The sequence below is a fragment of the Methylobacterium sp. WSM2598 genome, assembly GCF_000379105.1.
Classification (GTDB): Bacteria; Pseudomonadota; Alphaproteobacteria; order Rhizobiales; family Beijerinckiaceae; genus Methylobacterium.
This window is the reverse complement of the sequence record NZ_KB900609.1, coordinates 147,115-160,859: the sequence shown is the minus strand read 5'-3', so window position 1 is coordinate 160,859 and position 13,745 is coordinate 147,115. Positions and strand designations below refer to the sequence as shown.

Below are 13,745 nucleotides of genomic sequence, written 5' to 3'. Positions count from 1 at the left end.
CGGGATAACCGCGTCCATGGCCGACCCGCTGAAACTCCTCCTCGTCGTCGCCGTCGCCCTCGTGGACGCGGACGGGCGCGTGCTCCTGGCCCAGCGCCCCGAGGGCAAGAGCTTGGCCGGCCTCTGGGAATTCCCGGGCGGCAAGATCGAGCCGGGAGAGCGCCCCGAGGCGACGCTGATCCGCGAACTGGCCGAGGAGCTCGGCATCGTCGTGCGGGAGGCCTGCCTCGCCCCCCTCACCTTCGCGAGCCACGCCTACGAGGGCTTCCACCTGCTGATGCCGCTCTACATCTGCCGGCGCTGGGAGGGGCCGGTGCAGCCGCGCGAGGGCCAGGCGCTCAAGTGGGTGCGCCCGCGCGACCTCGCGACCTACCCGATGCCGCCCGCCGACCTGCCCCTGCTGCCGGCCCTCGTCGACCTGCTCGGGCCGTGACGGCGGGCGATCCGCGCCCTCATGCGACATCCGGTTGATGGCTTCGCCATCTCGCATTTCGGCCATGCGGATGTCGGCTTCGCTCAGGCGCCGCGCGGGCTTGGGATATGGGATCCGCTTGGATCAAGCGGATCCCGGATCACTCCGTGAATTCCTCGATCGCGTCGACCTTGTTCGGGTAGAAGGCGAGGTGGTCCTTGATCGCCGCCACCGCCTGGAACGGGGATTCGTAGCTCCAGACCGCGTTGGCGCGCTCCACGCCGCCGGCCGTCAGCGCGTAGTAGCTCGCCTCACCCTTGTAGGGGCAGTGGGTGGTGTGGCTGGTCTTCTCGAACAGGTCCCAGGCGGCGTCCTCGCGCGGGATGTACTGGACGGGCGGCAGCCCGGCCTCGCGGAGGGTGAGGGCGCGGGTGGTCTCCGCGACGATGACGCCGCCCAGCACCACGCGGATGCGGTGCGGGTTCGGCGTGACGGCGATCGGGTGGTCGGGACCGGGCTCCTTCATCGGGTCAGCTCCTGTGCTCGGTGGTGCCAAGGGCGTCGGCGAGGCGCATCCGGGCGCTGCCGGGCCGGAGGGGCTTCTGCTGGCTCTCGTGCGGCACCCAGCCGGACAGCCAGATCAGCTCGAAGGTGGCGCGCACGCGCCCGTCCGGATCGGCGAAGCGCTCGGCGTAGAGCGCCGCGGCCCGCAGCAGCGTCGCGCGGCGCAAGCTGCCGCGCCGCTCCCGCAGGGCGTTGGTGAGGCCCATGGCGCGCAGGTCGCGCATCAGGCCGAAGGGGGTGGCGTAGCGCACCGGCACGGTCTCGACATCCGTCACCGGCAGGGCGAAGCCGGCGCGCTGCAGCAGCGCCCCGAGGTCGCGCACCTCCGCGAAGGGCGCGACGCGGGGGCTGACCCCGCCCTCGACCTCGCTCTCGGCCTCGGCCAGCACCTGACGCAGCTCGGTGAGCGAGCGCCCGCCCATCAGGCAGCCGACGAAGAGCCCGTCGGGCCTGAGGGCGCGCCGCAGCTGGATCAGCGCCCCGGGGAGGTCGTTGGCGTGCTGCAGGGCGAGGAGCGACAGGGCGAGGTCGAAGCGGGCCTCGCCGAAGGGCAGCGCCTCCGCGTCGCCGACCGCGAGCGCGATCCCCGCACGGGGCGGCTCCGGGATCGGGGCGAGCCGCACCACCGAGGCGGCGCGGCCGCTCTCCCGCAGCCACGCGGCGGCGCCCGTCGTCGGGCTGCCGCAATCGAGGGCGGCGTCGAAGCGGCGCAGCACAGTGCCGAGGCGCTCGCCGAGATCCTCGGAGGCCCGCGCCACCAGGAAATCGGCGAAGCCGGAGGCCCGAGCCCGGGCGAGGCGCTTGCGGATCAGGGCGGCGTCGAAGAGGGGCGGCGGAGTCGACATGCGCAGGGTAGATGGCGCGCGCGCGCTCCCGGCGCCAGGGCGGACCGGCCGCGGCGGCGGAGAATGTCGCGAGGGCCGCCGCCCCGGGCTGCGGCGATCGCGGCAGGTCGCGCCCCCCGCGCTCGGCGCCGAGCGGAACGACCCCCGCAATCCTGCTCGGCCCGCCGTTCCGGCCTCGTCCGTGCCGCCGAACCGGTGATACGACATCCGACGGATTGCTTCGCCATCTCCCATTTCGGCCATGCGGATGTCGGCGTCGCTCAAGCGCCGCGCGGGCTGGTCATCCGCCTTCCGGAAGTGATCTTCCGGAAGGCGGATGACTTCATCGGGCGATGAGGCCTATTCTGACGCAGCGGAATGCGGGCGGTCGGGCGGAGATGAACGGACAGGCGGGTGCCGCGAGCCGGATCCGGCGGGGAACGCTCCGCCTCGCGGCGTCCCTGCCCGGCGCCGCCCGCGACGCGCTCCTCGGCCTCGTCTACCCGCCGACCTGCATCGCCTGCGGGGCCGCCACCGGCCTGCCCCACGCCCTCTGCCCCGCATGCTGGCGCGGGGTCCGCTTCATCGAGCGCCCCTATTGCGAGCGGCTCGGCACCCCCTTCGCGGTCGATCTCGGCGTCCCGGGGCTCCTCTCCCCGGCCGCGATGGCCGACCCGCCGGTCTTCGCGCGGGCGCGGGCGGCCCTGCGCTACGACGCCACCGCCAAGCGCCTCGTGCACCGGCTCAAATACGAGGACCGGCTCGATCTCGCCGCCGCGATGGGCGCCATGATGGCGCGGGCCGGGCGGGAGCTGATCGCCGAGGCCGACGTCGCGGTGCCGGTCCCGCTCTGGCGCTGGCGCCTGTGGTGGCGCCGCTTCAACCAAGCGATGCTGCTCGCGCGCCACGCCACGCGCGGCAGCGGCCTCGCGGTCGCGCCGGACCTGCTCGCGCGCGTGAAGCGCACCCGGCCCCAGGTCGGGCTCAGCCGCGCGGCGCGGGCCGAGAACCTGCAGGGCGCCTTCCGGGTGCCGGAGGCGGCGAGGCCGCGGCTCGCCGGCCGGCGCGTCCTCCTGGTCGACGACGTCATCACGACGGGCTCGACCGCCAACGCGGCCGCCCGGGCGCTGCTGCGCGGCGGCGCCGCGGCGGTCGACGTGCTCGCCTTCGCCTGCGTGGTGCAGGACGGGCGCGTCCTCGGCGGGGAGGCCGCGCCCGAGCCGCTCACGGCTCCTTGAAGCCGTATTCCGGCACCCCCTCCTCGTTGCCGTAATACTTGTAGGGCAGGAACTTGCCCGACATGGTGAGCTTCACTCGGTCGCCCTTGTTGTTGGCCTCGCGCGCCATCTCCATGTTGAAGTCGATCGCCGACATGATGCCGTCGCCGAACTCCTCCTGGATCAGCTCCTTCCAGGTGGTGCCGTAGACCATGACCAGCTCGTAGAAGCGGTAGATCAGCGGGTCGGTCGGCGGCATGGACGGGATCGAGCCGCGATAGGGCGCCTCGTTGAGCAGGCGCTCCTCCGCCTCCGACAGGCCGAACAGGGCGGCGGCCTTGCGGGCCTGGGCCTTCGGCAGCTTCATCTGGCCGAGGCAGGCCGCCGTGATCAGGATCGGCGACACGCCGCCGATCTCCTCCTGGATGAACTTCCAGGTCCAGCCCTTCTCGCGCTTGATGTCGAGCAGCTTCTCCGTGAGGTCTTCGCGCTTCATCGGTGTCTCCCTTGCTGGTGGGTCACATACGAAATCCGACGAATTGCCTCGCAATGCGGATTTCGACTTCGCTCAAGCGCCGCGCGGGCTTATGATCCGCTGTCCGGACGTGATTGTCCGGACAGCGGATCAGGCGCGCCGGGCGGCCGCGAGGGCATCGGCCTCGCAGGCGGCCGGGCGCAGGACGGGCGGGTGGCGCGGGTCGTAGCCGGGCGGCGGCGCCTCCCGGAAGGTGCGGCTGCGCGTGACCAGGAAATCGATCAGGTGGTTGCGCAGGGCGGTGTAGCCGGGGGCGTGGTGCAGGTTCGCCCGGTCGCGGCCGGCCGGCAGCGGGTTCTCGACGATCTCGGCCAGCCGCGCCTCGGGCCCGTTGGTCATCAGCACGATCCGGTCGGCGAGGTAGATCGCCTCGTCGACGTCGTGGGTGATCATGAAGACGGTCTGGCCGGTGGTGAGGCAGATCCGGCGCACCTCGTCCTGCAGGGTGCCGCGGGTGAGCGCGTCGAGCGCCGAGAAGGGCTCGTCCATCAGCAGCATCTTCGGCTCAATGGCGAGCGCCCGGGCGATGCCGACGCGCTGCCTCATGCCCCCCGACAGCTCCGCCGGGCGCTTGTGCTCGGACCCGGCGAGCGCGACCGTGGCGATTGCCCGGCGCGCCCTCGCCTCGATCTCGGCCCGGCGCGCCCCGCGCCAGCGCGAGGCGACCGCGTAGGCGACGTTGCCGAGCACCGTGCGCCAGGGCAGCAGCGCGTGGCCCTGGAAGATCACGGCCCGATCGAGGCTCGGTCCCGCGATCTCGCGGCCGTCCGCGATCACGACGCCCTCGGAGGGGGCGTCGAGCCCGGCCAGGATGTTGAGGAGAGTGGTCTTGCCGCAGCCGGAATGGCCGACCATGCAGACGAACTCGCCGCGCCGGATCGGCAGCCACAGGTTCTCGAACACGGTGGTGGTGCCGCCGGGCGCGGCGTAGCGGCGCGCGATCCCCTCGATCGAGACGTAGCGGTCGTCGGACATGGTGAACCCGGGCGCAGGAGGGGTGCGGAAGGGGAGCAGCGTCGCCACGGCCTCACTCCGGGAAGGTCACGAGGCGCTGCGCGCGGGCCAGCAGCTGGTCGAGGACCATGCCGACGAGGCCGATCACCAGGATCGAGGTGATCACGTTGGTGATCGAGAGGTTGTTCCACTCGTTCCAGACGAAGTAGCCGATGCCGGTGCCGCCAACCAGCATCTCGGCGGCGACGATCACGAGCCACGCGATGCCGATCGAGATGCACATGCCGGTGAGGATGGTGGGGGCGGCGGCCGGCAGGATCACCGTGAAGGCCCGCCGCAGGGGCCCGACCTCCAGGGTGCGGGCGACGTTGAGCCACTCCCGCCGGGTCCCGGCGACCCCGAAGGCGGTGTTGATCAGCATCGGCCAGAGCGAGCAGATGAAGATCACGAAGATCGCCGAGAGGCCGGAATCCTTGATCGTGTAGAGGGCGAGCGGCATCCAGGCGAGCGGCGAGACCGGCTTCAGCACCTGGATGAACGGGTCGAGCGCCCGGCTCATCAGCGGCGACATGCCGATCAGGAAGCCGAGCGGGAGCGCCACCAGCACGGCGAGGAGATAGCCGAGCCCGACCCGCGCGACCGAGTGGGCGAGCTGGATGCCGAGCCCCTTGTCGTTCGGGCCGCGGTCGTAGAACGGATCCCGCAGGTGGCGCCAGATCGTGGCGCCGACGTCGAGGGGGCCGGGCATGGCGGACCTGCCCGTCGTGGCGCTCTGGCCCATCAGGGCGGCGTATTCGGGGTCCATCGCCTCCGTCCGGCCGGTGCCCGCGACGCCGAGGTGCCAGACCAGCAGGAAGGCGAGGAGGAGGAGCGCGGAGACGAGCCCCGCGCGCACGGACAGGGAGGCGCGCACCGGGTCAGCTCGCGCGCCTGATGGCGAAGGAGTCGAGGTACTCCTTGGGCCTGTCGGGGTCGAAGGTCCGGCCCATGACCGCGAAGGTCTTCGAGGTGGCGGCGGGGGGGTTGAGCCCGGCCTGCGCCATCAGCTTGGCGGCGTCCGTGGCGCGGTAGACCTTCTCGGCCACCGCCCGGTAGTCGAGGTCGCCCTTGACCTGCCCCCAGCGCTTCATCTGGGTGAGGATCCAGACCGCGAAGGAGTGCCACGGGAACGCGTCGAAATCGATCCGGTCGGGCACCCTGCGCACGCTGCCGAGCCCGTCCGCGAAGGTGCCGGTGAGCACCTGCTCCACCACCGTCACGGGCTGGTTGAGGTAGTTGGCCGGCGCGATCTGGGCCGCGATCTCCTTGCGGTTCTCCGGCTTCGAGGCGTAGGCGGTCGCCTCGATGATCGCCCGCAGCAGGGCCGCGTAGGTGTTGGGCGTCTCGGTGGCGAAGGCCTGCGAGGCCGCGAAGGCGCAGCAGGGATGCCGGTCCCAGATCTCCTTCGAGAGGAGGTGGATGAAGCCGACCCCGTCGTAGACCGCGCGCTGGTTGACCGGGTCCGGCGCCAGGAACCCGTCGATGTTCTCGGCCCGCAGGTTGGCGACCATCTCGGGCGGCGGCACGGCCCGGATCTGCACGTCGGTGTCCGGGTCGATGCCGTGCTCCGCGAGGCAGTAGCGCAGCAGGTAATTGTGCATCGAGTAGTCGAACGGCACCGCGAGCCTGAAGCCCTTCCAGGACTTGGGATCGCGCCGGTCCTTGTGCTTCACCGAGAGGGTGATCGCCTGCCCGTTGACGTTCTCGACCGCCGGCATCGTGTAGGGCTGCGGGGTCGAGCCGATGCCGAGCGAGATCGCGATCGGCATCGGCGCGAGCATGTGGGCGGCGTCGTACTCCTTGTTCAGGGTCTTGTCGCGGATGACGGCCCAGCCGGCGGTCTTCACCACCTCCACGGCGAGGCCCTGCTTGGCGTAGAAGCCCATCGGCGCCGCCATGATGATCGGCGTCGCGCAGGTGATCGGGATGAAGCCGACCTTGAGGTCCTTCCGCTCCGGCGCGCCGGCCTGCGCGAAGGCCTCCGTGGCGAAGCCGATCGGCAGCACCTCGCGCAGGGCGGCCGCCGCCGCCCCCGCCCCCACCGCCGCCAGGAAGGCCCGGCGGGTGGCGTCGCGGGGGAAGAGCGCCCGCATCACCGCGCCCTCCACCAGCCGCTCGGCCCGCGCCTCCGCCGGAGCCTCCGCGGCCGCGGCCGCGTCGTGCGCGGCCTGGTTCTCGTGCGCGCCGCAGGCGCAGCCGCCCCGCCGCAGGCGGCGCCGCGCGTCGAAGGGATCGTCGAACAGGGCCATCGTATCCTCTCGCGAGCCGGACTCCATGGGCCGGCAGGTTGGCAAGGTGCGTGCCAAGCCGGCCCGGCCACGAAAACCTTGCGGAACGAGAAGCTTAGCCTTACAGGGGAGGACCACGAGATGTCGTGATTCACGATCCTTCGCAGTGTCTGCCACGAGATCTCGTGATCCCGCGACGGTCCCGGCCCGGAGGACCCCTTGCACGCGCCCGCCCGCCCCGACGCCCCGCCCGCCCTCGGCCCGGTCTTCGAGGGCGCGCCCGAGGCGATGCTGGTCCTCGACCCGGCCGAGGACGCGATCCTGGACGCGAACCCGGCGGCCGAGCGCCTGCTCGGCCACGCCCGGGCGGCGCTGCGGGGCATGCGGGCGAGCGCCCTGCATCCGGGTCAGCTGCCGGCCCTGGTGGTCTTCACCGAGGCGGCCCTGGCGAAGGGCCGCGCCTGGACCCACGCCCTCACCCCGCGCCACGCGGACGGGACGGCGCTGCACCTCGACTGCGCGGCCTCGCTGCTCGACCTCGACGGGCGCCGCACCCTCCTCCTCTGCCTGGCCGATCCGGAGGAGCGGCACCGCCGCCTCGTCGACGCCGAGGCCGACCGCCACATGCGCGCGGGCATCGCCGAGTGGCAGCGCGTGGAGCGGATCTTCCGCGACATCGAGCGGGAGAATCAGCTGATCCTGCGGGCGGCGGGCGAGGGCATCTACGGGGTCAACGCGGAGGGGGTGACCACCTTCATCAACCCGGCCGCCGAGCGGATGCTCGGCTGGTCCGCCGCCGACCTCGTCGGCAAGGACATGCACGCGACCGTCCACCACACGCGGCCGGACGGCCACCCCTATCCGCACCGGGACTGCCCGATCTACGCCGCCTTCCGGGACGGCGCCGTGCACCACGTCGAGGACGAGGTGTTCTGGCGCCGGGACGGGTCGTGCTTCCCGGTCGAGTACACCTCGACGCCGATCCGCGACCGCGGCCGGCTCCTCGGCGCGGTGATCGTGTTCCGGGACATCAGCCAGCGCCGCGAGGCGGAGGAGCGCCTGCGCCACGCGCTCGCCGAGGTCGAATCGCTGCGCGAGCGCCTGGAGCGCGAGAACGCCTACCTGAAGGAGGAGATCCGGCTGGAGAGCCGGCACCTCGGGATCATCGGGCGCAGCCCGGCCACCGAGCGCCTGCGCCAGCAGATCGACCTCGTCGCCGCCACCGACGCGACCGTGCTGGTCACGGGCGAATCCGGCACCGGCAAGGAGCTGATCGCCCGGGCGATCCACGAGGCGAGCCGGCGGCGCGAGCGGCCGCTGATCCGGGTGAACTGCGCCGCCGTGCCCCGCGAACTCTTCGAGAGCGAGTTCTTCGGCCACGCGCGCGGCGCCTTCACGGGAGCCCTGCGCGACCGGGTCGGCCGCTTCGAACTGGCCGATGGCGGCACGCTCTTCCTCGACGAGGTCGGCGAGATCCCCCTCGACCTGCAGGGCAAGCTGCTGCGGGTGCTGCAGGAGCGGCAATTCGAGCGGGTCGGCGAGGAGCGGACGCGGGCGGTCGACGTGCGGGTGATCGCGGCGACGAACCGCGACCTGCGGGCGGAGGTCCGGCGCGGGCGCTTCCGCGAGGACCTCTACTTCCGCCTCAACGTCTTCCCGATCCTGGCCGCCCCGCTGCGGGAGCGGCCCGACGACATCCCGCTCATCGCCCAGCACGTGCTGCGGGGGGTGTCGCGCAAGCTCGCGATCCCCGACCTGCGCCTGACGGAGGGGGACGTGCGCCGGCTCACCGCCTACGCCTGGCCGGGCAACGTGCGGGAGTTGGAGAACGTGATCGAGCGGGCGGCGATCCTGGCCGTGCGCGGGCGCCTGCGCCTCGACCTGCCGGAGACCGACGCGCCCTCCCCGCCCGCGGCCTCCCGGCCGGCGCCGCGGGAGGCGCCCCTCACCGAGGCGGAGCGCCGGGCCCGCGACCGGGCCGACATCGAGCGGGCGCTGGCGCTCTGCGGCGGACGGGTGTTCGGGCCGGGCGGGGCGGCGGCGCTCCTCGGCGTCAAGCCGACGACGCTCGCCTCGCGGATCAAGGCGCTCGGCCTGCGGCGCCGCTCCGGCTCGCCCGCGCCCTGCCCGGACGCGTGACCCCTTGGCGCGGGGCGATCCGGGGACGGCGCGGGCGCGGCGCCTCGGCCCCCGCGCCCCACCCTAGTGCTGCAACTCGGCCAGCATCCGCTTGAGGTGCTTGATCGCCGGCGTCGCCACCGCCAGGAAGCACGCCTCGCGCAGGCGGCGCTGCGCCCCGGCCCCGGCGAGCAGGCCCGCCGTCCCGCAATGCAGGAGCGCGTTCTGCGCCGCGCAGAGGGCGAGTTCGCTCGCCGCCAGCCGCGCCTCCAGCACGCGGCGCCAGTAGGCCGGATCGGTCTCGAAGGGCGTGGCGGCGAGGCGGTCGACCTCGTCCTCCAGGGCGTCGAGCCGGTCGGAGACCTCGCGGGGCTGGACGTCGAGGGCGCGGTTCGCCGGCGCCAGCACGCGGGCGACGTCGCACATCAGGCGCAGGGAGCCGCGCACGAGGCCGATCGCCATGCCGGTCTGGAGCAGGAGCACCGCCGCCCGGACGCGCTTGTAGAAGCCCTCGAGGGGATCGGCGAGCAGGTCCTCGTCGGGCACGAAGACGTCGCGGAACTCCACCGCCCGGGTCCGGGCGCCGCCGAGGGCGAGGAAGCGGCCCGGCTCGCCGAGGCGCAGCCCCTCGGCGCCGCAGCGCATCACCGCCATGGCCGAACGCCCCTCCGGCCGGGCGAAGACCGCGGCGAAGACGTGATCGGGACCGAGATTCGAGACGAAGGGCAGCGTCCCGCTCACCCGGTAGCCCCCGGCCGCGCGGGCGCCGTCGAGGGCGATGCGCTCCAGGCCCAGATAGGTCTTGATCGGGTTGGCGAGGCCGACGCCGCCGAGCACCGTGCCCGCGGCGACGCGCGGCCCGAGGCCGTCGCGCAGCTCGGCATTGTGGCTGCAGGCGATCACGAAGGCGAGGGCGGCCTGGCAGGTCATGCAGTAGGCGGCGGTGAGGCAGTGCTCGCCGGCCTCCGCCACGGCCTGGATGGCGCCGCCCAGATGCGCCGCACCCCGCGGCCCGCCGGCCGGGAGATGCGCCGCGTAGGCCCCGGCAGCCCCGAAGGCGCGCAGGGCCGCCTCCGGGTAGAGGCCCTCCTCGTCGATGCGGCGCACGAGGGGAACGAGGTCGCGGTCGGCGGCGCGGCGAAGCGCCGCCAGCATGGTCTCGATCGCGGCGGGGCCGTCCGGCTCCGCCTGCATCGTCATCACCCGCAGCATGGTCGTCTCCCCGGCGGACCCCGGAGGCCCGGCTGGCCCCCTCCGCGGTCGGGCCCGGCGCCGGGCCATATCCAAGAACCGTGCCACCCGCTCCCGCCGAGGCCCCGCCGCGGGTTCGGGCCGAGGCCCGCCCCGCGGCCGCGGGCGCCCCGGTGGGCGCCGGGGCGCATCGCCCTATCTCGCCGGCGCATCCCTCCGCCTCAGCAGGATCCGCAGCATGACAGATCATCCCGCCCTGGCGCCGGGCCGGGTCGCCGTCGTCACCGGGGCGGCGAGCGGCATCGGCCTCGCCGCCGCCCGCCATTGCGCCGGCCGCGGCATGGCCGTGGTTCTCGCCGACCTCCCGGGCGAGGCGCTCGACGCCGCCGCGGCCTCGGTCGCGCAGGCGGGCGCCGCCGCGGTGCGCGCCGTGCCCACCGACGTGGCGCGGCGGGAGGCGGTCGCCGCCCTGCACGCGGCCGCGACGGATCTCGGCCCGATCTCCTTCGTGATGGCGAATGCCGGGATCGAGGCCGGCGGGCGCTTCTTCTCGGACGAGGCGACCTGGCGGCGCATCCTCGACACGAATCTCTGGGGCGTCATCAACGCCCTGCAGGTCTTCGTGCCGGGGCTGATCGAGGCAGGGGCGCCGGCCGCCCTGGTGGTGACCGGCTCCAAGCAGGGCATCACGACCCCGCCGGGCAACACTCCCTACAACGTCAGCAAGGCGGGGGTGCGGGTCGTCGCGGAGGCGCTCGCCCACGAATTGCGCCAGCACGCCGTGCCGGTCACCGCCCACCTGCTGATCCCGGGCTTCGTCTATACGGGCCTCACCCGCGCCCGCGGGGTGTCCGAGAAGCCGGCCGCCGCCTGGACGCCCGAGCAGACGGTGGCCCTGATGGTGCGGGGCGTCGCGGCCGGCGACTTCTACATCCTGTGCCCCGACAACGAGACCACCCGGGAGCAGGACGAGAGGCGGATGCGCTGGGGCCTCGACGACATTCTCCTGAACAGACCGGCCCTGTCCCGCTGGCACCCCGATTACAAGGACGCATTTTCGGTCTACATGGGCGCGTGACGCGGCTTCCCGAAGGGCACCCGCCCTTCGGGGAAGCGCGGGGCGCCGTTCCAGGCCCGTGGCGGCTTGCTTGCATCGTGCCGCGGCCGATTACCGGAGATTGCAGGCCGTATGCCCAAGATCATTCCCGTCGCCTCCTTCGACGGCGTCGTGTTCGGCGCCACCGGCGACCTGACGATGCGCAAGCTGCTGCCGGCGCTCTACTACCGGTTCCGCGACCGGCAGATCCCGGAGACCAGCCGCATCGTCGCGGCGGCGCGCAGCCACCACCCCGATTCGGAGTACCGCGAGATGGCGCTCGCGGCGCTCAGGCGGCACGTGCCGGCGGCGGATCTCGACGCCGAGACCGTGCAGGGCTTCCTGAGCCACATCACCTACGTGGCCGTGGACGGGCTCGGCGAGGAGGGCTGGGACGACCTCGCGCGGCTCCTCGACGAGCGCCCGGACCAGGTGCGCTCGTACTACCTCGCCACCTCGCCGAGCCTCTACGGCCCGATCTGCCGCAACCTCGCGGCCCACGGGCTGATCGGGCCGAAGGCGCGGGTCGTCCTGGAGAAGCCGATCGGCCACGATCTCGCCTCCGCGCGGGCCATCAACGACCAAGTCGGCGAGGTCTTTCCCGAGAGCCAGATCTTCCGCATCGACCATTATCTCGGCAAGGAGACGGTGCAGAATCTGCTGGCCCTGCGCTTCGCCAACACGATCTTCGAGCGGCTGTGGAACGCCGACGTGATCGACCACGTGCAGATCACGGTCGCCGAGACGGTCGGGGTCGAGGGGCGCGGCGGCTACTACGACACGTCCGGCGCCCTGCGGGACATGCTGCAGAACCACCTGCTGCAGCTCCTCTGCCTCACCGCCATGGAGAGCCCGCTCTCCCTCGACCCGGATTCGGTGCGCGACGAGAAGCTGAAGGTGCTGCGGGCGCTCAAGCCGATCCCGTCGCACGAGATCCCGCACCTGACGGTGCGCGGCCAATACGCGGCGGGCGCGGTCGACGGCAGGCCGGTGCCGAGCTACCTCGCCGATCTCGGCCAGGGCGCCCGCAGCCACACCGAGACCTTCGTGGCCCTGAAGCTCGAACTCCTGATGCCGCGCTGGGCGGGCGTGCCGTTCTACCTGCGCACCGGCAAGCGCATGCCGCAGAAGATGTCCGAGATCGTGGTGCAGTTCCGCTCCTCGCCCTTCAGCATCTTCCCGCCGGAATCCTTCGCCCGGGAGCCGAACCGGCTGGTGATCCGGCTGCAGCCCGAGGAGGGCATCAAGCTCGAGGTGATGACGAAGGAGCCCGGCCCGGGCGGCATGCGGCTGCGGCCGACGGGGCTCGACATCAGCTTCGAGGAGACCTTCAACCAGCGCTACCCGGACGCCTACGAGCGCCTGCTGATGGACGTGGTGCGGGGCAACGCGACCCTGTTCATGCGCCGCGACGAGGTCGAGGCGGCCTGGGCCTGGGCCGACGGGGTGCTGCAGGCCTGGGCGGACCGGCCCGAGCCGCCCCGCCCCTACCCGGCCGGCACCTGGGGGCCGACCGCGGCCATCGCGCTGATCGAGCGCGACGGCAGGACCTGGCACGAGAACCTCGTCCCCTGAGCCCCTCCCCGTCCGGGCGCGCCCCGCCTCAGGCGCGCGCGACCGGCAGGCCGAGCAGGGCCTCCCCGGCGCCCGGCGCGTCGAGGGTCGCCACCTCCCCGTCCGAGCGGATGCGGTGGAAGCGGTAGCCGGGCAGCAGCGCGGCGAGGTCGGCTTGCGCCGGGACGCCCTCGACGACCAGCCAGGGCGCGAAGCGCGCGAGGCTGCTTGCGGCCCCGCGCAGGGCGGCCAGCGGCCGTCCCTCGCCGCCGAGGCGGATCCCGTCGAGGCGCTCCAGCCGGTACTGGCCGGCGACCGCGTCGATGGTGGTGACCTCCGCCCGCAGGGTCGCGGCGCCCCGCGGCCCGGCCCCGGCGCGCGCCTCCCCGAAGAAGCGGCCGGCGCGGGCCTCGACCGGGCGGGTTCCCGGGGCGGCGCCGGCGTCGCAGGGCACGTAGCGGACCTGGTTCAGGCGGTTGGCCGCCACGTTGGCGGCGAGCTTGCGCTGCTGCGCGGCCTGGGCCTCGAAGGCGAAGACGGCGCCGGATGGGCCGACCCGCTTGGCCGCCACCAGGGTGACCTCGCCGATCCGGGCGCCGACGTCGAACAGGACCTGGCCCGGCCCGAGCAGGCCGTCGAGGCAGCGCACCACGCCGGGCCGGTGATAGCCGCACCAGAAGATGTCGCTCGCCGCCTGCTCGCAGAGGTCGAGGGCGATGCGCAGGTTCCCGTCGAAATCCGCGACTTCCTGCACGCCGAAGCGGGCGGAGCGGCGCTGGATCGCCTCCACGACCGGCTGGGCCGCGCGCAGCCGATGCAGCCGCAATGTCAACCGGCGCGCGAGCTGCATCGACACCACGCAATCCTCCTCCCTGCTCAACCTTGGCGATAGTGTGGTGAAGAGCATCGGCCGCGACCCTCCGCTAAGATTACCGAAGGATGACGGCGATGTCGGTGCCGAGGCCGACCGGAAACGCCCTGTAGCTTGTATAATTCCAAAATTTATCAATGGG

Annotated in this window: 13 protein-coding genes; 5 read left to right on the top strand and 8 right to left on the bottom strand. The window is 73.2% G+C overall.

The features are described from left to right. Window positions 1–16 precede the first annotated feature (16 nt). Entirely contained in the window at window positions 17–433 is a 417-nt protein-coding gene (locus MET2598_RS0100810; RefSeq protein WP_012334528.1) for a (deoxy)nucleoside triphosphate pyrophosphohydrolase, read from the top strand. Window positions 434–572: 139 nt separating this feature from the next. Here MET2598_RS0100810 and MET2598_RS0100805 read toward each other — a convergent pair whose 3' ends face one another. After that, window positions 573–938: a DUF427 domain-containing protein gene (locus MET2598_RS0100805; RefSeq protein WP_012334529.1), complete on the bottom strand. Its 366-nt coding sequence runs from the start codon at window positions 936–938 to the stop codon at window positions 573–575. Between the two features lie 4 nt (window positions 939–942). After that, window positions 943–1,821 (bottom strand): methyltransferase domain-containing protein, encoded by an 879-nt coding sequence (locus MET2598_RS0100800; RefSeq protein ID WP_012334530.1) that lies wholly within the window; start codon window positions 1,819–1,821, stop codon window positions 943–945. Between the two features lie 377 nt (window positions 1,822–2,198). Between MET2598_RS0100800 and MET2598_RS0100795 the strand changes: the two genes are divergently transcribed. After that, a complete protein-coding gene (locus MET2598_RS0100795) occupies window positions 2,199–3,038 on the top strand; it encodes a ComF family protein (RefSeq protein WP_018259544.1) in 840 nt (279 codons plus the stop codon). Here MET2598_RS0100795 and cynS read toward each other — a convergent pair. From cynS to MET2598_RS0100775, 4 genes are all read right to left on the bottom strand, one after another. Then, entirely contained in the window at window positions 3,025–3,513 is a 489-nt protein-coding gene (gene cynS / locus MET2598_RS35775) for a cyanase (RefSeq protein WP_012334532.1), read from the bottom strand. The genes MET2598_RS0100795 and cynS overlap by 14 nt on opposite strands. A 129-nt stretch (window positions 3,514–3,642) precedes the next feature. Further along, window positions 3,643–4,575, bottom strand: a complete 933-nt coding sequence (locus MET2598_RS0100785) for an ATP-binding cassette domain-containing protein (protein WP_018259543.1) — start codon at window positions 4,573–4,575, stop codon at window positions 3,643–3,645. Between the two features lie 4 nt (window positions 4,576–4,579). Beyond that, on the bottom strand, window positions 4,580–5,419 hold the full coding sequence (ntrB, locus tag MET2598_RS0100780; protein ID WP_018259542.1) for a nitrate ABC transporter permease: 840 nt from the start codon (window positions 5,417–5,419) through the stop codon (window positions 4,580–4,582). A gap of 4 nt (window positions 5,420–5,423) precedes the next feature. Further along, entirely contained in the window at window positions 5,424–6,794 is a 1,371-nt protein-coding gene (locus MET2598_RS0100775) for a CmpA/NrtA family ABC transporter substrate-binding protein (protein ID WP_018259541.1), read from the bottom strand. Between the two features lie 267 nt (window positions 6,795–7,061). On the opposite strand from MET2598_RS0100775, the gene MET2598_RS0100770 reads away from it, so the two are divergent. After that, on the top strand, window positions 7,062–8,912 hold the full coding sequence (locus MET2598_RS0100770) for a sigma 54-interacting transcriptional regulator (RefSeq protein WP_236728882.1): 1,851 nt from the start codon (window positions 7,062–7,064) through the stop codon (window positions 8,910–8,912). A gap of 63 nt (window positions 8,913–8,975) precedes the next feature. On the opposite strand, the gene MET2598_RS0100765 is transcribed toward MET2598_RS0100770, so the two are convergent. Beyond that, entirely contained in the window at window positions 8,976–10,103 is a 1,128-nt protein-coding gene (locus MET2598_RS0100765) for an acyl-CoA dehydrogenase family protein (RefSeq protein WP_018259539.1), read from the bottom strand. 217 nt (window positions 10,104–10,320) lie between these two features. On the opposite strand from MET2598_RS0100765, the gene MET2598_RS0100760 reads away from it, so the two are divergent. Together MET2598_RS0100760 and zwf are read left to right on the top strand one after the other, a co-directional pair. Next, window positions 10,321–11,160 carry an SDR family NAD(P)-dependent oxidoreductase gene (locus MET2598_RS0100760; protein ID WP_012334538.1) on the top strand — a complete coding sequence of 280 codons (840 nt, stop codon included), beginning with the start codon at window positions 10,321–10,323 and terminating at the stop codon, window positions 11,158–11,160. A gap of 111 nt (window positions 11,161–11,271) precedes the next feature. Then, window positions 11,272–12,753, top strand: a complete 1,482-nt coding sequence (zwf, locus tag MET2598_RS0100755; protein WP_012334539.1) for a glucose-6-phosphate dehydrogenase — start codon at window positions 11,272–11,274, stop codon at window positions 12,751–12,753. Between the two features lie 28 nt (window positions 12,754–12,781). On the opposite strand, the gene MET2598_RS0100750 is transcribed toward zwf, so the two are convergent. Continuing rightward, on the bottom strand, window positions 12,782–13,582 hold the full coding sequence (locus MET2598_RS0100750) for an FkbM family methyltransferase (RefSeq protein WP_236728881.1): 801 nt from the start codon (window positions 13,580–13,582) through the stop codon (window positions 12,782–12,784). Between the last annotated feature and the right edge of the window lie 163 nt (window positions 13,583–13,745).

Excerpts from the sequence above, each read along its gene's own strand:
- zwf (WP_012334539.1), top strand. The coding sequence starts at position 11,272 with ATGCCCAAGATCATTCCCGTCGCCTCCTTCGACGGCGTCGTGTTCGGC.
- MET2598_RS0100805 (WP_012334529.1), bottom strand. The coding sequence starts at position 938 with ATGAAGGAGCCCGGTCCCGACCACCCGATCGCCGTCACGCCGAACCCG.
- MET2598_RS0100800 (WP_012334530.1), bottom strand. The coding sequence starts at position 1,821 with ATGTCGACTCCGCCGCCCCTCTTCGACGCCGCCCTGATCCGCAAGCGC.
- MET2598_RS0100810 (WP_012334528.1), top strand. The coding sequence starts at position 17 with ATGGCCGACCCGCTGAAACTCCTCCTCGTCGTCGCCGTCGCCCTCGTG.
- MET2598_RS0100770 (WP_236728882.1), top strand. The coding sequence starts at position 7,062 with ATGCTGGTCCTCGACCCGGCCGAGGACGCGATCCTGGACGCGAACCCG.
- MET2598_RS0100775 (WP_018259541.1), bottom strand. The coding sequence starts at position 6,794 with ATGGCCCTGTTCGACGATCCCTTCGACGCGCGGCGCCGCCTGCGGCGG.
- MET2598_RS0100750 (WP_236728881.1), bottom strand. The coding sequence starts at position 13,582 with ATGCAGCTCGCGCGCCGGTTGACATTGCGGCTGCATCGGCTGCGCGCG.
- MET2598_RS0100760 (WP_012334538.1), top strand. The coding sequence starts at position 10,321 with ATGACAGATCATCCCGCCCTGGCGCCGGGCCGGGTCGCCGTCGTCACC.
- MET2598_RS0100765 (WP_018259539.1), bottom strand. The coding sequence starts at position 10,103 with ATGCTGCGGGTGATGACGATGCAGGCGGAGCCGGACGGCCCCGCCGCG.
- cynS (WP_012334532.1), bottom strand. The coding sequence starts at position 3,513 with ATGAAGCGCGAAGACCTCACGGAGAAGCTGCTCGACATCAAGCGCGAG.
- MET2598_RS0100795 (WP_018259544.1), top strand. The coding sequence starts at position 2,199 with ATGAACGGACAGGCGGGTGCCGCGAGCCGGATCCGGCGGGGAACGCTC.